We start from the raw sequence: 18,253 nt of genomic DNA, 5'->3' as shown, positions 1-18,253 counted from the left end.
GAACGGATCTGCCGTAGACTCCATCGCGGGGACGCGCCGCCCACCCATCCTGCCATCCGGAACGGATCCCATGAAAAAGCTGACCCTGGAGCTGGAAACACTGTCCGTGGAGTCGTTCGTGACCGGAACCGACGAGCAGAAGATCGGCACCGTCCACGCCTTCATCACGCTGTACTGCAGCGACGAAAGCTGCGACCACTGCAACACCCTGGCCTGCGACAGCCGCGAAGAGCAGTGCATGCCCACGCTCGACGGTCTGACCTGCATGTACGAGACGTGCGGGGCGTGCAACCCCACGGACCCGAACTGCACCACCTACTGTCCCACGGGCTCCCCCCTCAACTGTCCCACGGGCACCTGCTGAGGCTGACCGTCCCGAGCGGCTGAACCGTCCTCCGGAGCGCCGGCGCGTCCCCGCCCAGGCGTTCCGGGGGATTCGTGTTTCCGTGCCGATTGCGCTCCCCACCCGGCGCGGCGATTGCACCCCGGCGAACGGACCTTGGTCACACCTTCGACGGATCGCGGGATGCCGGAATCCCCAGAGTACGACGTGATCGTGATCGGCGGCGGGCCGGCGGGGCTGGCTGGCGCGCTCTGGCTGGCGCGCTATCGCCACAGCGTGCGCCTGTTCGACGCGCAGGACCCGCGCAACAAGGAGACGTGGGCGGTGCACGGCTACTTCGGCGTCGACGAGCCGGGCCCGCTTGAGCTGCGCGCCATCGGCCGGCAACAGGCCACAAACGCCGGCGCCGAGTTCGAAGCGGCGGTGGTCAGGACGGTGGAGGGCGAGGAGGACGACTTCCGCGTGACGCTGCTGGACGACCGCGTCTTCCGCGCGCGGCGTCTGCTCTTCGCGACGGGATTGAAGGACATCAAGCCGGAGATCCCCGGCTTCGACGACTTCTACGGCAGCAGCATCTGGCACTGCCCGGACTGCGACGGGCCGTCGATCGCCGGGAAGAAGGTGGCCATCATCGGCTGGGGCGAGTCGATCGCGAAGTACGCGCTCTACTTCCTGACGTGGACCGACGACCTGACCGTGCTCACCCACAGCCATCCCAGGGACATGTCCGCCGAGGCGCTGGAGACCCTGCGGGAGCACAGGATCGGGGTGAACCAGAGGGCGGTGACGGCGCTGGAGGGGGCGGACGGGAAGCTGGAGCGCGTGCGCTTCCACGACGGCACCAGCGAGGCGTTCGAGGCGCTCTTCTTCCACGTCGCGACAGGGCCGGGATCGACGCTGCCGCAGGACATGGGATGCGAGGTGGACGACGAGGGAATCGTGCAGGTGGACAAGGACTTCGCCACCAGCGTCCCCGGCGTGTACGCCGCGGGCGACATCACCCCCGGCACGCGCCTGGTGATCCGCGCCGCGTACGAGGGCACCCGCGCCGCCATCGGCATCCACAAGTCCCTCATCCCCCAGGAGGAGAAGATCGGGCGGTAGGGTTTGTCAGCCTCGATCTTGGGAAGACTCCGATCGTGGCGTCGATCGGCTGCTTACTCGGTCAAACGGCCCGTTCGCGTGGAGTACGCCTGCGCAAGCTCACCCGCTACACGCTCGTTCTGCGCGATGCGGTCGTCGATGCTGACGGCGAACTTCTCGGCGTAGGTCAGGGCCTGATCCACATCTCCAGGAGCTAACCAGCTGAAGTGCTGGTACAGCCCCTCACGATCGTCTCCGTAATCGCGCTGCACCATTACGGTCTCCCACACGTCGGGACCACCGCGCACGGAAGCACGCCGGCCGGTGACGCCATTGCGAAACTCGATCGCAGACAGGTTCTGCAGCGTCCACCACTCCTCGGCTACTCGGCGCATCGCACACCTCGTGTACGGCAGAGGTTGTAAGGCAGAAGCAATCAACCCACGCAGGCTATCCGATCACCGCCAGCACGATCGCGACGACCGCCAGCACGACGGCGACGGCGGCCGCGGCGAGCACCATGTTCAGGCGGCGCTCCCAGGCGGCCTGGTGCTGGGCCAGGACGGCGCGCGCGGCCTCGCGCTCCTGCTCGGCCGTGGTGGCGAGCTGCTCCAGGCGGCGCTGCGTCTCGCCGCGGCCGGCATCGATCCGCTTGAGCGCTTCGGGCACCGTCACCAGCGCGTCCTCCACCTCCACCAGCCGCGCGGCGAGGGCGGAGACGTCGTCGCGCAGCTCGTCCGCCCCCGCGACCGAGGCGCCATCCGCGCTCCAGGGCATGGGCAGGCCCGACGCGGCCGCGGCGGCGCCGAAGAGCGACTGGTCCATCACCCGCTTGGCCGACAGCACCTCGTCCATCGCCTGCAGGAAGTGGTGCTGGGTGATGCGCTTCTGCGCGTCCTCGCCCGGCTCGGCGATGGCGGCCTGCGCGGCCTTCAGCACCGCGTTCTTGATGTCGCCGCCGCTGCCGGGGTAGCGCTCGGCCAGCGCGCGGAAGTCCACGTCGTCGGCCAGCGGCGTCTTCCGCGCGTGGATCTGCGAGCGCCAGATCTTCTCGCGCTCCTCGGGCCCCGGCATCTCGAACAGGATGTGCGTGCGGATTCGCCGCTCGAAGGCCGGGTCGAAGTTGGCCGCCAGGTTGGTGGCGAAGATCACCACCCCCTGGAACTCCTCCACCTCGCGCAGCAGCACGTTCACGACGGAGTTGGCCTCGCGCTGGTAGCCCTGGTCCATCTGCGTGAAGCGGCGGCTGGCGATGGCGTCGGCCTCGTCGAAGAAGAGCACCGAGTCGCCCTCGTGCGCCGCCATGAACACGGCCGACACGTTCTTCCCCGTCACCCCCGCCCACTGGCTCTCCAGCTCGGCGTAGCGCACGACGAGCAGCTTCTTCCCCAGCGCGTGGGCGATGGCCTCGGCGCAGATCGTCTTTCCCGTGCCCGGCGGCCCGGCGAAGTTGAACGCCAGCCCCAGCCCGGTGTCGTGCCGCTCGCCGAGGCCCCAGTCGCCGAACAGCACGTCGTGCTTGCGGATCTGCACCAGCGCCTGGTCCAGCTGCCGCCGCGTGCTGGGCGGCAGGATCACGTCCGCGAAGGTGCGCCGGGGAACGACCGGCTCCACCATCCCCGACTGCTCGGGCTGCGGCCCGAAGAACAGCTCACGCCAGCCGTTTGCCATTCCTGCTCCGTGTGGTGCGTTTCGTCGTGGGTGATTCTCGGCGCGCCAGCGTGGCAAGATCCGAGCTTCCGTCCATCTCCATACCCCGGAAGCGGATCCGCGGCGCCGCGCAGGGTGACTACGCGCGAGGCGATGGGAAGTTTTCGCGCCCGTCCAGGGGAGAGGCCGCGCGCGGCCGTATCACCCCGCCGGTACGATCCCCCACTGCGACGCAAGAGCATTTCGCGGAAACGGATGTGCGTGCATCTTGATGGGGCTGCCCGCGCGTTCCACCGTCCCCGCGCACGGTCCGTCATCCCACCATCGCACCCCCGTTCCCCCCTTCCGGAGGCACACCATGGAAAAGCTGCCCGATCCGTTCGACTTCCTCGAGGGCGGCGACCTCGAGGCCGCGTCCGCCGAGAGCATCGCCGAGGCCGCGGCGCTCCCCGGCCAGTTCCCCGCCGCGGCGGTGGGGATCACGGAGATCGCGGCCACGCCGTTCGCGCATCTCGATCCAAACGGCGTCGTTCCGAAGAAGCTGCTGGCCGAGGCGCTGGGCTTCTTCCAGGCGCACCAGGACAAGTTCCCCAACAAGGGCCACATCTCGGTGCTGGACTACTCGCAGAGCTCCAGCGTGGCGCGCTTCCACATCGTCGACATGGCCACGGGGCAGGTGGAGTCGTTCCACATGGCCAACGGCGTGGGCTCGGAGCCGGACCACGACGGCATCGCGCACAAGTTCAGCAACGTGCCGGGCTCCAACTGCAGCTCGCTGGGATTCGTGCGCACGGCCGAGACGTACGAGGGGAAGCACGGCTTCTCGCTGCGGCTGGACGGGCTGTCGGACACCAACTCGAACCTGCGCGTGCGCGCGGTGGTGGTGCACGGCGCCGACTACGTGCACGACAAGGCGGTGATCCAGGGGCGCAGCAACGGCTGCCCCGCCACGTCGATGGCCAACCGCACCCGGGTCATCAACATGATCAAGGGCGGCAGCCTGATGTACTTCGCCCGCAGCGCGGCCTGACGCGCGGATAGACAGGAGAAGCGGCGGCGCGGGGGTCCCATCCCCCCGCGCCGCCGCCGTTTTTCCGGGGGGCTGTCCCATCGAAGGAACAAAAGTTGGGGCGCATACGTCCCGATCTGTTGGGATGAAGATCCATCCAATCTTCGCCTCTCCATCCTCTACCCTTCTGCAACACGAAGCACTTACGGACGGGAAACACGTGGCGGCACGCACCGTGCCCCGGGCGCCAATTCGCGTTCCACCGCCATCGCAGCTCCGCGAGGCGGCCCACCCGGAACGCGCTGCCCACCCCTGTTTCATGGAACACGAGCATGCACCTCCCGCTCCGCACCGCGCTCCGGCGCACCCCCGTCCTGCCCCTGCTCCTGTGCGCCGCCGCGGCGTGCGGCGACGCACCCACCGCCTCTCGCATCGCGCAGCCCGCCCCGCGGCACGACGGCGCCACGGCATCCACCCTCCGCCGGCCGGCGCTGATCGCCAACACGGTCCGGTACCGCGACCTGGGGCACCACCCGGCCACCGGCCGCTCCGGCTCGGTGTCGCTCGCCGTGCAGGCGCTGCTGGGACACGACGGCAGCACCGAGATGGAGGTGCGGGCGTTCGCGCAGGACTGGCTGCAGCGGCCCGTGATCACCCACCTGCAGCTGAAGGCGCTCACCCCCGACGGGAGGATGATCGGCACGCGCGTGTACGGCCCCGGGCTCACGGACAGCAGCGTGGCCTCGCCCACCGTCGGCGGGCTGGCGCGCGGAACGCAGCTCCAGGTGATGGCGACGGTCACGGGCGCGGACCGCAACCGCACCGACGTGCCCACCATCACGGGCACCGTCTGGCGGCGCCCCAACCTGGCGGTGCGCGACCTCTCCGCGCCGGCGCGGGTGCGCCAGGGGAGATCGGCGCTCGTCACCGCCACGGTGGCCGAAACGAACGGCGACCTGGGCGCGGTGACCAGCTGCCAGCTGTACCTGGACGGCGTGGCCCAGGACTGGGCGCAGGGGGTCTGGGTGGACGCGGGCGACGCGGTCACCTGCCTCTTCTGGCCGACCTTCCGTAGCGCGGGCACCCACCGCGTGGAGGTGCGGCTGGGCGGCGCGTGGCCGCGCGACGACGACCCGGCCGACAACAGCGCGTCGGCGGAGGTGGAGGTCGAGACCAGCAACGAGCTGGTCTACTCAGCGGTGGTGAGCGGAAGCGAGGGGAACAGCTACCGTCGCTCCCGCGAAAGCTGGACGTTCGGCGACAGCGTGGGAAGCCAGAGCGGCAACGAATACGGGGACGAGACGCGGTCGGTTTACGCCAACCGCACCACCTCGGCCAGCGGCTACATCCAGAAGGGGATGAGCCGCCTTCCCCGGGTGGAGGTCGAGGAGGAGTCCGGCGGAGTGCCCGTGGTCTCCGGCGCGTACGAGCTGGCGCTCACCTACGACTACGGCGGCGATCTCTGCGGCTACGGCTCGGACGGCGCCACGGGGGTGCTGGTGACGGCGTGCACGCACACGGGCGAGTTCCCCTTCACCAACGCGTGGTACAGCCGGATGTCCACGAACGTGTCCTACCACTCCGTCAGCTACATGCGCGTCTGGGACGACCGGTCCGGCAACGAGTTCGTGTACCACTTCAACTACGACCAGGACTTCGTGGGCGGGCTGCCCCTGGCCCCGCTCGGCGCGGACTACACCGTCCGGATGCGGCTGGTGGACGGCGAGACGGAGTTCCACGGCGCCGCCACCTTCCCCGTGCAGGTCTCGGAGTTCCGGGAGGAGTGGCCGTGGACCTGCTCCACCAACAGCTACTGGTGGGCTGCCGCCACGATGGAGTACTGCTCCACGTCGCAGTCCTGGACCCGCAACCTCTACGGCTCCGGCTACAGCGGTACTTAGGATGATCCCGGCGGCGGCGTGCGGGAGATCGCGCGCCGCCGCCGGGATGCGTCCCCCGGCCTTACCCGATCCCTCGCGGGCGGACGGCGCGCTCGGCGAGGCCCAGCGCGGCGTCCACCCCCAGCGCCAGGAGCGCGGCGGGGATGGCGCCGGAGAGGATCATGCGCGTGTCGGTGAGCGCGAGGCCCGCCACGATCGGGTCGCCCAGGCCGCCCGCGCCGATGAACGCGGCCAGCGTGGCCGTGCCCACGTCGATCACCGCGGCGGTGCGGACGCCGGCCATGATCGCCGGCGCGGCGAGGGGAAGGCGCACGTGGCGCAGCACCTGGCCGGGGCTCATCCCCAGCGCGCGGGCGGCCTCGACGGCGTTGGGGTCGGCGTCGCGCACGCCGCTGTAGGTGTGGCGGAGGATGGGGTAGAGCGAGTACAGCCAGAGCGCCACCAGCGCCGGTGCCACCCCGATCCCCAGCAACGGGATCATGAACGCCAGCAGGGCGATGCTGGGGATGGTCTGCAGCACGCCCGCGCCGCGGATGGCGCCCTCGGCCGCGCCGCGCGTCCGCTCCAGCATCACCCCCAGCGGCACCGCGACGGCCACCGCGGCGGCGAGCGAGAGCAGCACCAGCAGCAGGTGCCGCAGCCCCTGCCGCAGCAGCTCCCCGCGCCGCGCCCACATGTACGCCGCGAGCGACGCGTCGCGCGCCGTCGCATCCGCCGCCGCCGCGCGGGGCGACGCGGCGCCCTGCAGCAGTCTCATCTCCCGAAGCGCATCGGACGCAACGCGCGCGACGGGCTGGCCGTCGACCTCCACGCGGCGGTTCAGCTCGCGCATCCGCGCCACGTCCAGCCGTCCGCTCAGCCGCGCCAGCTCGGCGACGGCGGCGGGGGATTCGCGCCAGAGGCGGGGGCCCACCATCGCCGCGGCCTCGTACGGCGGAAAGAAGCGCTTGTCGTCCTCCAGCACCACGAGGTCGTACTTCGCCAGCAGCCCGTCGGTCGAATAGCCGTCCACCACGTCGACGGCGCCCTCGGCCAGCGCGCGGTACTTCACCGCCTGCACCAGCGAACGGACTTCGCGCGGGTGCAGCCCGTACGCGCGCGTGAGGCCGGGGAGCCCGTCCGGCCGCCCGATGAAGTCCGGCGTGAACCCCGCCGTCAGCCGCGGCGACGCCCGCGCCAGGTCGGTGAGCGTGCGCAGCCCGTACCTCCGCGCCGTCTCGCGCCGCACGGCTATGGCGTAGGTGTTCTCGAAGCCGAGCGGCGGCAGCCAGTGCACCCCCCAGCGCGCCTCGAACTCGCGCGACACGCGGCCGAACACCGCGCCCGCGTCGCCGCGCGGCTCCTCGTGCAGGATGGCCGTCAGCCCGGTCCCCGTGTACTCCGGGTAGAGGTCGATCGCCCCCGTGCGCAGCGCCCCGAACGCGATCTCCGTCGCGCCCAGCCCCAGGCGGCGGTCGGCGCGGATGCCGCGCGCCTCCAGCACCTGCGCGAACATCTCCGCCAGCAGGTAGCTCTCCCCGAACGGTTTCGACGCGACGACGACCGGACGGGAGGTCGCGGGGGATGGGGATGATGATGGCTGCGCGGAGAGGGGTGCGGTGAGGGCTAGCAGGGCGATTGAAATCGCTGCAACAACCACACGAAGTCCGCCTTCGCGGACTACCAGCTTCAGCGCCGACGAAGTCCCCGCGCGCGCGGCAGGGCTCCGCAGAATCCGCTGCGGATAGCACTGAGTTCTCCCCTCCCCTGCGGAGCGGGGGAGGGGCCGGGGGAGGGGGCCGGCCGCGGCCGCGCCGGGGATCGCCGGGCGCGCGGAAACGCGGGAGGGAATCACGCCGCCACCATCCGCGCCCGCGCCAGCAGGTCGCCCACGTAGTCCGTCGCGGGCGCGGCGAGGAGCTCGGCTGGCGCGGCCACCTGCTCGATGCGGCCGCTGCGCAGCACGGCGATGCGGTCGGCCAGGAGCGCGGCCTCGTGCAGGTCGTGGGTGACGAACACGGCGGTGGTCTCCAGGCGCCGGCGCAGCGCGTCGAACGCCGTCTGCAGCTCCGCGCGGGTGATGGCGTCGAGCGCGCCGAACGGCTCGTCGAGCAACACGATGCTTGGGCTGGCCGCCAGCGCCCGCGCGATGGCCACGCGCTGCCGCTGCCCGCCCGAAAGCTCGCGCGGCCATCTTCCGCCGAAGCGCTCCGCCGGCAGCCCTACCCACGCCAGCGCCTCGGCCGCGCGCCGCTCCGCCTGCCCGTCACCGCGCAGCCAGGGAACGAGCGCGGCGTTGCGCAGCACCGTCCAGTGCGGCAGCAGCCCACCCTCCTGCGGCACGTAGCCCACGCGCCGCCGCAGCTCCACCGGATCGAGCGCGGCCACGTCGTCGCCGTCCACGCGCACGGTGCCGGCGTCGACCTCGGTCATGCGATTGAAGCAGCGCAGCAGCGTCGTCTTCCCCGACCCGCTCTCGCCGACGAGCGCCACGCACTCCCCCGCCCGCACCTCGAGCGACACGCCGTCGAGCGCCGCGGCCTCGCCGTAGCGCTTGAGCACGCCCTCCGCCGCCAGCACCACCCGTCCGTCCGTCATCGGAAGACCAGGATTGGAGATGAGATCCGCCGCCGCCCGCAGCTCCGTATCATCCCGCGTGTAACCAGCAGCGCCCGCGCCGACTCCAACCTGCAAACGATACGATCAGGGCGTCAGGGGTGGGGATGGCGGGGTGGTGATCGCGCGAATCCTCGGGTGAATGTGTGCAGATTCTGCATACCGGCAGGTTGAAGCCTGCCACTGGAACCTCGGGAAGTCCGCCTTCGCGGGCTGCGAACACGAACATCGGCAACCCATCACCCGCGAGGTGGAGATCGGGTGAACCGATGCGGAGCAGCACAACGACGCCGCCCTCGCGAGTCCGCGAAGGCGGACTTCCCGATTTTGCAGCCGCGGGTTTCACCCGCGGTCGCCGGAGGACGGCACCTCCACGCGGATCTCTGCCCGGGAGTCCGCGGAGAGCGAACTTTGTGCAGTTGTCGCCGCGAATCCATTCGCCCGCAACACCCTGCGCGCGAACCGTCACCGTCGGGTAAACAAGGTGTCAGCCTTCTGCATACCTTCGGGTCCCCGGCGGGCTTCTTGCATCGGTGGCCGCTGCACCGGCGGCATTCGCACGCGCCGGATTCGTGGCGCACCCGTGGGCCCTTACGTAGCTTACACCCGGCCGGTCCGCGCGGAAACCCTCCTCCACGCCCGTAGATGACCCCCACCCACGCGCCTTCCCCGCGCGAAATCGCGGAGCTGCTGCTGGATGCGCGCGCGCGTACGCTCCTGCTGGTGGGCTCCGTGCCCGAGGCGGAGCTGATGGCGCAGCACAACCGGCTGATGAGCCCCATCGTGTGGGACCTGGGGCACATCGCGCACTTCGAGGAGCTCTGGCTGGTCCGCAACCTCTCCGGCCCCGTGGAGTTCGGCGAGATGCCGGGGATCTTCAACCCGTGCGAGAACCCCCGCTCCGTCCGCGGCCAGCTGCAGCTTCCCGGGCTGGGCGCGTCGCTCGACAACATGGCCGAGACGCGGCAGCGCGTCCTCAGCCACCTGGAGAACGGCGGCGCCCCGCGCGGCGACGACCCGCTGCTGCGCGGCGGCTACGTGTACCGCATGGTGCTCCAGCACGAGTACCAGCACAACGAGACGATCCTGCAGGCGCTGCAGCTGAAGGAAGATCCCTTCTACCGCGCCCCGCGCGCCATCGCCACGCCGCCGGGCCGCCCCGTTGCCGCCGACGGGGACGGGATGGTGCGCTTCCCCGGCGGGCGGGTGGAAATCGGCACCGGCGACCGCGGCGCCGCCTACGACAACGAGCGCCCGCGCCACGCCGTCGACCTCCGCCCCTTCCGCATCGGCGCGTGGCCGGTGACCAACGGCGAGTACCAGCGCTTCATCGACGACGGGGGATACGACCGCCCGGAGCTTTGGACCGAGGCCGGGTGGGCGCACCGCCAGGAGGCCGGCCTGTTCGCCCCGCAGTTCTGGCGGCGCGAGGACGACGGAACGTGGATGACGCGCTCGATGGACCGGGAGATGGAGGTCGATCCCCAGCGCCCCGTCTGCCACGTCTGCTGGTACGAGGCCGACGCGTACGCGCGCTGGGCCGGCGGGCGGCTACCGACGGAGCAGGAGTGGGAGGCCGCCGCGTCGTGGGACCCGGCGACGGGAGCGAAGCGCGACTACCCGTGGGGCGACGAGCCTGCGACCGCGTACGACGCCAACCTCGACCAGCTCGCCTTCGAGACGGCGCAGGTCGGCGCGTATCCCCGCAACCTCAGCCCCATCGGCTGCTACGGGATGATCGGCGACGTGTGGGAGTGGACGTCGAGCGACTTCGCGGGGTATCCCGGCTACGAGACCTTTCCGTACAAGGAGTACTCCGAAGTCTTCTTCGGGCCGGAGTACAAGGTGCTGCGCGGCGGCAGCTGGGCCACTCGCCCGGGCGCCATCCGCGGCACCTTCCGCAACTGGGACTATCCCATCCGCCGGCAGATCTTCAGCGGCTTCAGGATCGTGCGCGATGACTGACACGCTCTCGCCCGCCGCGGCGGGAATGCTGGCGGAGATCCGCGACGGCCTGGGCCGTCCGCAGAAGGAGCTGCCGCCCAAGTACTTCTACGACGAGCGCGGCTCCGAGCTGTTCGAGGAGATCACGCGCCTCCCCGAGTACTACCTGACGCGCACCGAGCGCGTGCTGCTGCGCCGGTGGATGCCCGAGTGGATCTGGGCGCTGCAGCCGAAGTCGCTGGTGGAGCTGGGCGCGGGGAGCGCGGAGAAGACGCGCATCGTGCTCGACGCCATCCGCGACGCGGTGGGCTTCGCCGCGTACGTTCCCGTGGACGTGAGCGCGGACTTCCTCGAGGCGACGGCGCTCCGCCTCTCGGCCGAGTACCCGACGCTCGACGTGATCCCCGTCGTGGCGGACATGACGGCGGACTTCGCGCTGCCGCCGGAGCTGCCGCATCCCGTGCTGCACGCCTTCCTGGGAAGCACCATTGGCAACTTCGCGCCGGACGAGGCCGTCGCATTGCTCCGCCGCGTGCGCCACCGCATGTGGAGCGGCGACGTGTTCCTGATGGGCGTGGACCTGCGCAAGGATCCGCAGGTGATCGAGCTGGCCTACAACGACGCGGCGGGGGTGACGGCGGAGTTCAACCGCAACATGCTGCGCGTGGTCAACTCGCTGGCCGGCGCGGACTTCGACCCCGCGGCGTACGACCACCTGGCCTTCTACAACACCGCCGCGCACCGCATCGAGATGCACCTGGTGGCGCGCGAGGCGCAGACCGTCACCATCCCCGGCGCCGGCGTGTTCACCGTCGACGCCGGAGAGACGATCCGCACCGAGATCTCCTGCAAGCACGACCGCGCCAGCGTGGAGGAGATGCTGCGCGGCGCGGGGATGCGACTGACGGCGTGGGAGACGGACGGCGAGGGGCTGTACGCCATCCTCCTGGCCGCGGCGGAGTGATGCTGGAGCCGGGCGCCTTGGCCGCGGATCTCCGCGACAACGCCTTCGGCGGCCGCCGGCGGTCGCTCCGCCCACCGTCCATCGGCGCCGAGGTGGAGCTGATCCCGGTGGACACGGAGACGCGCGCCATCGTCCCCATCATCTCGCCCGAAGGCCTCTCCACCCTCCCCTTCCTCCGCCGCTTCGCGGAGCGGCACGCGTGGAAGGAGACGGCTTCCGTCTACGGGATGCCCAACTGGCTGCTGCCGGACGGGGGGACGATCACCTTCGAGCCGGGCGGGCAGATCGAGCTCAGCGCGCCGCCCTTCCGCTCCGCGAGTGCGCTGCTGCGGAGCCTGCGCACCGTCGTCCGCCCGCTGATCGACGCCGCGCGCGACGAGGGGATGGAGCTGTTGAGCGTGGGGATCGACCCCGTGAACGCGGTGGGCGACATCCCCCTGCAGCTTCCCGGCGAGCGCTACGTGCGGCTGACGCGCTTCCTGGAAGACTGCGGCACCGGCGGCACGCGGATGATGCGGCAGACGGCGGCCTTCCAGTGCAACCTCGACTGGGGCGCCGACGCGCCCGCGCGGTGGCGCTTCCTGAACGCGCTGACGCCGTACCTCGTCGCCGTCTTCGCCAACTCGCCCGTCTACCGCGGCGAGGACACGGGCGAGCGCAGCTTCCGCGCGCGCGTCTGGCGCGAGCTGGACGGCGGCCGCACGGGGATCTTCGCGTGCGCCGCCGACCCCGTCCCCGAGTATCTGCAGTTCGCGCTCGACGCGCCGGCGATCCTGATCCACCAGGACCACGACGGGTGGCCGACGTTCGGCGAGTGGAACGAGCGGGGGGTGGTGGAGATGGAGGACTGGCACACGCACCTGACCACCCTCTTCCCCGACGTGCGGCCGAAGGGGTTCGTGGAGGTGCGCTCGGCCGACGCGGTGCCGCCGGAGTGGTACGCGGCGCCGGTGGTGCTCCTGGGCGGGCTGTGCTACCACGAGCCGTCGTTCGCCGCCGCGCGGGAGATCGTGGGCGCGCCCGACCCCGCGCTGCTCGCCCACGCCGGCCGCGCCGGCCTGCGCGACGAGCGCATCGCGGCGGCGGCGCGCGACCTGTTCGCGCTGGCGCTGGAAGGCGCCGAGGCGCTGGGCCCCGCCTTCCTCTGCCCCGCCGACCTGGAGGAGGCGCGCGCCTTCCACGACACCTACACCGCGCGCGCCCTCTCCCCCGCCGACGACGCGCGCCTTCCCGAGCCGATGGCGGCGGACTGAGATTCGTTGCCGTTCACGTCCCGCGCTTCTCGGAAGCGTCAGGAAGATGAAGAGCCGAGACGACGGGTGTCCCGGCTCTTCGGCGTTTTTATTTCACACGGAGGGAACGGAGGGAACGGAGGACTGAACTGAATCTCCGGATCAACTGCATTGCCGGAAGTAATATGATTCCAAAAGCGCCGCGCCTATCGCGCCGCGTCGCCCAGCCAGAACTCGTACGCGGCCACCGCGAGGTGCTCTTCGGGGAGCTCCGCGGCGAGGGTGCGCTTCTCCATCGCGGAGCGCGCGAACATCTCCCGGAACCGGTCGCGCTCGCCGATGAACCAGCGCTCCAGGCCGGCCAGGTCGGGCGCGAAGCGGCGCAGCGCGTAGCCGCGGATGAACTCCGTCTCCGCGCGGTCGGCCACGGAGCGGCGGCGGATGGTGGCGTCGCTCGCGTCCAGCAGCAGGAGCCGGCACCCGGCCGCCGCCAGCCGCGCGTCGAATGGCGCCACGTCGTTCCACTCGAGCACGCCGGGGCGTACGCAATGGGTCAGGTGCAGCGCGTCGACCAGCGCGAAGCACTTCGGCACCGCCTCGTCCGCCACCGTCGCGGCGAGCCACTCCAGCATCGCCACGATGCGCTCCAGGTGCGCGAGGCTGGCCTCGCGCGTGAGCGTGCCGGCGTCCTCGGCCGGCGCCAGCGGGCCGTAGGTGTGCGCCTGCGTCAGGTGCAGCACCGTCCGCAGCTTCCTCTGCGGCGCGCCGGTGACGTGGCGCCGGAGCAGGTGGTCGAGCACGGTGCTCTTCCCCACGCCCGTGACGCCTTCGATCAGCAGCAGGTGCGCACGGCGGTCCGTCGGTGGCGTCATGAGGGCTCCTGGTCCTGCGTCCACGGATGCAGCCGCGGGACCCAGCGCGGGACGTTGCGGCGGTAGTCGTCGTACGGCGCGCCGAAGCGGTCGCGCAGCATGGGCTCTTCGAGCAGGGGGATGTAGATGAGGTTGCTGGCGGCGAAGATGGCCGCCCACCAGGCGACGGACGGCAGCCCCCAGAGCAGGGTCTCGCCCGCGAGGATGGCGATGACGCCGCTGATCATCGGATTGCGCACGTGGCGATAGACGCCGGTGACGACGAGGCGCCGCGGCGGATCCCATGGCGCCAGCGTGCCGCGCCCGCGCGTGGCGAAGAGCGCGATGGTGCGCGCCAGCATCGCCACCCCGCCGAGGATCAGCAGCACGCCGGCGGCGACCGCGAGCCCCGTTCCCGCGCCCGGAAGGCGCCACCCGAGACGCACCCCACCTGCGCTCCGAACGAGCCACGCGGGCACGATCACCGTCACCGTGAACGGCAGCAGGAGAATGCTGAGCAGGTGCCGCAGCAGTTGCATCGCGCGCCTTTCATCGGACGGACGTTGCGTCCCGACAGGAGACTGTCATTCCGAGGGCGGCCAGACCGAACCATGCGACCCCTCCGTCGGCTGCAGCCCGGGGAATCCATCGCCGGCATCCAGGCGACAGGCCGCCTTTCGCTCGGACACATGCCACAGATTCCTCGGGCGCCGCCCGGCAACCGCGTAGACGCGAGTGTGGTGCAGCGGCGCCGCTGAATAGAAAATAGATCGCCTAAGTCGTTGTGGTACAGGCGGTTATAACTTTCATCCTCCGTGGTCGCGCGCAGCGCGGTGTACGACTCGGAATGACAGATCTGATCTGGCTACGGCCGCTGGTAGCCGCCGCGCGAGAGGATGAGCAGTTGGGTGAGGTAGTACGTGCCCGCCGGGTCGCGCGCGATGCCGATGCCGACGTCCTCGAACTGCGCGTCCTCGAGGTGCGCGCGGCCGGTGGCGATCAGGCGCTCCGTCAGCCGCTGCGCCACGTCGGCCGCGGCGGGGATGCGGCCCTCGACCACGTCCTCCGCCCACGTCTGCACCGGCATGCTCACCGACACCGCCCGCGCGCGCAGCCGCCCCTGCCCGTCGGAAAGCGGCGTCTCGCCCCGCGCGGCGGCCTCGCTGTGCCGCCGCGCGATGGTGGCGATGCGCGCGTTCGGCCGCAGCAGCGGCAGCCCCTTCTCCGCGCGATAGCGGTTCACCCCAGCGACCAGCTCCTGCTCCAGCGCGGAGACGTCGGACGGCGCGGGCGCGGAGCCGGCCTGTGTCCGCGCGCATCCCGCGAGCACGATCGCCGCCGCCAGCAGCAGTCGCCGCATCTTCATCTCCATCGATGGTTCGGTCGGAAACGGGGGACGAGGAGATGAACGTATGACGGCGCGGGATCGGACGCCTCAGCCGCGGCGGCGGACGTCGACGCGGCGGATGCGCGTGCCGTCCGGCGCGGTGAGCCCTCCGGCGAGCGCGTCACCGTGGCGGGTGAACGACCACGTGCCGGGGCGGAACTGCGGCGGCATCGGGCAGGTGAGCGTATGGCCGGCGAGGCGGCAGCGCAGGGTGCCCATATCCTCCTCCCGCCCGTTCACCAGCTTGTTCGCGGTGATGGTGAAATCCGCGCTGTCCGCGGGCGCCGCGGCGGCGATGTGATAGACGACGTGCTCGTCGTGGCACACGCCGCGGTTCACCAGGCAGATGGACGTACCCTCCCACACGCCCGCGAGCGGCGTCTGCGCCCGCGCCGGCGCGGCGAGGAGGATCGCGATCGCGAAAAGCTGGATCTTCATGGGAAGAGCCCTCCTTGAGGGAGGCGGCCGCGCAACCGACGTCGGCACGGATGACTACGGGCGCGCGGCGTCATCGCTCGGCACGGTGAGGGTGAGGATTCCCGCGAAGCTCTGCGGCGCCACGTCGATGCGCTCGCCGGGGACGTAGATCCCGGGGACGTTGGCGTCCAGGAACACCGCGTCGCGGCAGCCGAGGCCGGCCAGGAAGCGGGCGAGCTGCGGAAACGTCGTCGGCTGCCGCGCGAACACGATCACCAGCTCGCGCGGGCCGGTGACGCACGCGGCCAGGCGGTTGCGATGCGCCACGCCGCGGTTGGGCGGCCGCGCGACGCGGTGCACGGCGCCGTCCAGCAGCAGCGCGGGGCCGGACTGCGTGCCGTCGCGGACGGAGGACTCGCGGCCGTGCATCCGGCGCGCGTCGCGGATGGCCACGTTCCCCGCGCGGTCCTGGTACAGCACCGCGTTGGGGAGATAGTAGAAGTTGCCCGGCTTCTGCCCCGCCGGCGGCACGGTGTCGAGGTTCAGCGCGCGGACGACACGCCCGTCCTCGACGTGCAGGCCGATGGGGCCACCGTCGAACAGCCCGCCGTTCGTGGCCAGCAGCATCCGCTCGCCGCGGCGGCGGAGCGCGTCCTCTGCCTGGCGATACGAGCCGATGGCGCCACCCGCGGACAGCATCCGCAGCCGCACGCGATGCATGTCCGCGCGCGCGACGATCCACTCCGCGCCATCGAACGTCTCCCGACTGACCGACATCCCGTCGCCGCGCTGCGCGCACGCCGACGTCGCCGCGAACGCCAGCGCGGATGCGGCGAGGGTGAGCGCGCGCGGGAGACGCATCAGCCCGGACGGCGGGTAGAGACGACGCGGGCGCGCGTGGGGAGGCGCAGCGGGTGGTCGCCGAACTCGCGCGCGAACGTCTCGGCCAGCGCCTGCTCGATCTCCTCCGGCGCGACGGTGCCGCGCTCGCGGATCGTGTCGATCAGCGGATTGCCGCGCACCAGCCCGACTGCCGCATCCATCGCGGACGGGGCTTCGGCGACGCGATCGAGCGTGACGATCTCCGGCTCCGCGAATCCCGCTTCCATCACCACGCGCCGCAGCGCGCCGGGATCGTGGAAGTTGAACGGCACGCGGTAGAACTCCGGCGGGCTGTCGGGGAAGAAGCGCGCGCCGACCTCGTAGGTCACGTGCCCGTGGGGATTGTCGCCCAGCGCGCCCCAGACGCTGAACAGCCACTCCCCACCGGGCCGCAGCACGCGGAAGGTCTCGCGTGCTGCCCGCGGCTTGTCGGGGAAGAACATCGCCCCGAACTGGCACACCACCGCGTCGAACGAGCCGTCGGCGAACGGCAGATCCAGCGCGTCCGCCGTTCGCCACGCGACCTCGCGCCCCGCCGCGGCGCCGTCGAGCTTGCGCCGGGCGATCTCCAGCATCGGCGCGTTCAGGTCCGTCACCGTGAGCGACGCGCCGCCGGGGAGTGCGGCGAGCCGCTCGGTCAGGATCCCCGTCCCCGCGGCCACCTCGAGCACGGCGGCCGCGGGCGGGAGACGCAGCCGCGCCGCCAGCTCCGCCGCGTACGGCGCGAACAGCATCGGCCCGAGATGGCGGTCGTACATCTCCGGGACCGAGCCTGCGAAGCGCGCGTCGCCCGCGGCGACCTCCGTCATCTCCGCTACTTCCCCTCGTCGGCCGTCGGGCCGTACATCTGCGGCACCGGAAGATCGACCAGCCGCAGGTAGACGCCAAGCTGCGCGCGGTGGTGCACCAGGTGGTTGAGCACCATCCCGCGCAGGATCTGGTAGCGGCTCTGCGTCATCACCACCTCGCCGCCCTTCTTCAGCGTCCACGGCACATCGAAGTCCTCGTCGCGCGCCTTCGCGATCGTCTCGCGCGCGGCCGCTGCGTTGCGATCGAATTCGGCCAGCAGCGTCTCGGTGGTCTCGTATGAGTAGCCGGGGAACCGCGGCCCCTCCTTCGGCGAGATGTCGAGCTCGGTGCGGCTCATCGTCATCGGCACCCAGCTGGGGAGGCGCGCCACGAGCTGGGCCAGGTGGCCCATGGGGAAGGACTTCTCGTGCGGCTTCCACTCCCCCTTCTCGGTCGGCACGCGCTCCAGCACGCGGCGGGTGGTGGCGAGCTCGTTCTCGAGCTCCGGCAGCAGCAGGTCGGAGATGGACATGGCGGCTCCGCGTCGAGTGGTGATGCGGCCTGCGTGGAGCGTGACAGCCTGCGCGGCCCGTCCTCGCGGGTCAAGGGGACGGGGATGGATCGCCGTCGCGCAGCGGCGCCTGCGTCTGCCCGACCCACCGCGGCGCGGCGTCCGTCTCCTGCCGCAGGAGGAGATTGAGCTGCGCGGTGTGATGCTGCACGTGGCGGAGATTGTAGATCAGCCATTCGAACGCGCTCATGTCGCGCCAGCCGTAGCCACGAATCGCGCCCGCCGCCTCGTCCGTCAGGGCGGCGATGGATTCGCGGCACTTGTCGCGGCCGAAGCGGAGGTAGCCGAGCAGCTCGTCCTTCGTGTACACGCGCTCGGGGAGGATGCCGTCCTCCAGCTCGCCGAGCGTGAACGGCGGCGGCGGCGCCCACCCTTCGAGCGCGGGGGAGAGATAGAGGTCCAGGTAGAACAGCGTGTGGAAGACGAGATACCAGAACTCCGGCCGGCGCGAGCGGTCGTTCCACAGCGCGTCCGGGCACGCGGTGACCGCGTTCTCCAGCATGTCGATGGCGGCGCCGAACTGCCGCCATACCGCTCCTCTCCAGTCATCCATGTCGCTCTCGCCGGGAGAATGTTGGTACCCTTCGGTCGATTGACTGTGCACTCCGAAATTCCCCAACAGAATGGGCATCACA

At 71.3% G+C, this 18,253-nt stretch carries 19 protein-coding genes; 7 read left to right on the top strand and 12 right to left on the bottom strand.

Features of this window, described 5'->3' with window-relative positions; all coding sequences use genetic code 11:
• The first annotated feature begins 70 nt into the window (after positions 1-70).
• Positions 71-364 (top strand): pinensin family lanthipeptide, encoded by a 294-nt coding sequence (locus VF092_09825; protein HEX6747574.1) that lies wholly within the window; start codon positions 71-73, stop codon positions 362-364.
• A gap of 162 nt (positions 365-526) precedes the next feature.
• Complete coding sequence (locus VF092_09820) at positions 527-1,447, top strand: NAD(P)/FAD-dependent oxidoreductase (GenBank protein HEX6747573.1); 921 nt, start codon at positions 527-529, stop codon at positions 1,445-1,447.
• Between the two features lie 53 nt (positions 1,448-1,500).
• Here VF092_09820 and VF092_09815 read toward each other — a convergent pair whose 3' ends face one another.
• On the bottom strand, positions 1,501-1,821 hold the full coding sequence (locus VF092_09815) for a hypothetical protein (protein ID HEX6747572.1): 321 nt from the start codon (positions 1,819-1,821) through the stop codon (positions 1,501-1,503).
• Positions 1,822-1,876: 55 nt separating this feature from the next.
• The gene (locus tag VF092_09810; protein HEX6747571.1) at positions 1,877-3,097 is read right to left on the bottom strand and encodes an ATP-binding protein; all 1,221 of its coding nucleotides are present in this window, start codon (positions 3,095-3,097) and stop codon (positions 1,877-1,879) included.
• Between the two features lie 337 nt (positions 3,098-3,434).
• On the opposite strand from VF092_09810, the gene VF092_09805 reads away from it, so the two are divergent.
• Together VF092_09805 and VF092_09800 are read left to right on the top strand one after the other, a co-directional pair.
• A complete protein-coding gene (locus VF092_09805) occupies positions 3,435-4,106 on the top strand; it encodes a murein L,D-transpeptidase catalytic domain family protein (protein ID HEX6747570.1) in 672 nt (223 codons plus the stop codon).
• Between the two features lie 311 nt (positions 4,107-4,417).
• On the top strand, positions 4,418-5,986 hold the full coding sequence (locus VF092_09800; protein HEX6747569.1) for a hypothetical protein: 1,569 nt from the start codon (positions 4,418-4,420) through the stop codon (positions 5,984-5,986).
• Positions 5,987-6,047: 61 nt separating this feature from the next.
• On the opposite strand, the gene VF092_09795 is transcribed toward VF092_09800, so the two are convergent.
• Positions 6,048-7,625 carry a glycine betaine ABC transporter substrate-binding protein gene (locus VF092_09795; GenBank protein ID HEX6747568.1) on the bottom strand — a complete coding sequence of 526 codons (1,578 nt, stop codon included), beginning with the start codon at positions 7,623-7,625 and terminating at the stop codon, positions 6,048-6,050.
• 191 nt (positions 7,626-7,816) lie between these two features.
• On the bottom strand, positions 7,817-8,563 hold the full coding sequence (locus VF092_09790; GenBank protein HEX6747567.1) for an ATP-binding cassette domain-containing protein: 747 nt from the start codon (positions 8,561-8,563) through the stop codon (positions 7,817-7,819).
• A 663-nt stretch (positions 8,564-9,226) separates the two neighbouring features.
• Here VF092_09790 and egtB point away from each other — a divergent pair.
• The 3 genes from egtB to VF092_09775 are packed head-to-tail and all read left to right on the top strand — an operon-like array spanning position 9,227 to position 12,742.
• Positions 9,227-10,546 carry an ergothioneine biosynthesis protein EgtB gene (gene egtB, locus VF092_09785; GenBank protein ID HEX6747566.1) on the top strand — a complete coding sequence of 440 codons (1,320 nt, stop codon included), beginning with the start codon at positions 9,227-9,229 and terminating at the stop codon, positions 10,544-10,546.
• On the top strand, positions 10,539-11,489 hold the full coding sequence (egtD, locus tag VF092_09780; protein ID HEX6747565.1) for an L-histidine N(alpha)-methyltransferase: 951 nt from the start codon (positions 10,539-10,541) through the stop codon (positions 11,487-11,489). Before egtB ends, egtD begins: the two co-directional genes overlap by 8 nt.
• The gene (locus VF092_09775; GenBank protein ID HEX6747564.1) at positions 11,489-12,742 is read left to right on the top strand and encodes a glutamate-cysteine ligase family protein; all 1,254 of its coding nucleotides are present in this window, start codon (positions 11,489-11,491) and stop codon (positions 12,740-12,742) included. Before egtD ends, VF092_09775 begins: the two co-directional genes overlap by 1 nt.
• Before the next feature lie 185 nt (positions 12,743-12,927).
• Here the strand turns inward: VF092_09775 and VF092_09770 are convergent, their stop codons facing one another.
• The 8 genes from VF092_09770 to VF092_09735 all read right to left on the bottom strand — a co-directional run bounded on the left by VF092_09770 (position 12,928) and on the right by VF092_09735 (position 18,171).
• Positions 12,928-13,593, bottom strand: coding sequence for a hypothetical protein (locus tag VF092_09770; GenBank protein ID HEX6747563.1), 666 nt, complete (start codon positions 13,591-13,593; stop codon positions 12,928-12,930).
• Positions 13,590-14,111: an isoprenylcysteine carboxylmethyltransferase family protein gene (locus tag VF092_09765; protein HEX6747562.1), complete on the bottom strand. Its 522-nt coding sequence runs from the start codon at positions 14,109-14,111 to the stop codon at positions 13,590-13,592. Before VF092_09765 ends, VF092_09770 begins: the two co-directional genes overlap by 4 nt.
• A 326-nt stretch (positions 14,112-14,437) precedes the next feature.
• The gene (locus tag VF092_09760) at positions 14,438-14,938 is read right to left on the bottom strand and encodes a CAP domain-containing protein (GenBank protein HEX6747561.1); all 501 of its coding nucleotides are present in this window, start codon (positions 14,936-14,938) and stop codon (positions 14,438-14,440) included.
• A 69-nt stretch (positions 14,939-15,007) separates the two neighbouring features.
• A complete protein-coding gene (locus VF092_09755; protein HEX6747560.1) occupies positions 15,008-15,397 on the bottom strand; it encodes a hypothetical protein in 390 nt (129 codons plus the stop codon).
• Between the two features lie 54 nt (positions 15,398-15,451).
• Complete coding sequence (locus VF092_09750; GenBank protein ID HEX6747559.1) at positions 15,452-16,237, bottom strand: phosphodiester glycosidase family protein; 786 nt, start codon at positions 16,235-16,237, stop codon at positions 15,452-15,454.
• Positions 16,237-17,067: a class I SAM-dependent methyltransferase gene (locus tag VF092_09745; GenBank protein HEX6747558.1), complete on the bottom strand. Its 831-nt coding sequence runs from the start codon at positions 17,065-17,067 to the stop codon at positions 16,237-16,239. The genes VF092_09750 and VF092_09745 overlap by 1 nt, the downstream gene beginning before the upstream one ends.
• 5 nt (positions 17,068-17,072) lie before the next feature.
• Positions 17,073-17,579 (bottom strand): DinB family protein, encoded by a 507-nt coding sequence (locus VF092_09740; GenBank protein ID HEX6747557.1) that lies wholly within the window; start codon positions 17,577-17,579, stop codon positions 17,073-17,075.
• Positions 17,580-17,649: 70 nt separating this feature from the next.
• Positions 17,650-18,171: a DinB family protein gene (locus VF092_09735; protein ID HEX6747556.1), complete on the bottom strand. Its 522-nt coding sequence runs from the start codon at positions 18,169-18,171 to the stop codon at positions 17,650-17,652.
• Positions 18,172-18,253 lie beyond the last annotated feature (82 nt).

Origin of the sequence: Longimicrobium sp., assembly GCA_036377595.1 — a bacterium.
GTDB lineage: Bacteria > Gemmatimonadota > Gemmatimonadetes > Longimicrobiales > Longimicrobiaceae > Longimicrobium.
Note: the sequence above shows the minus strand (reverse complement) of the source record. Positions and strands in the feature narration are given on the sequence as shown.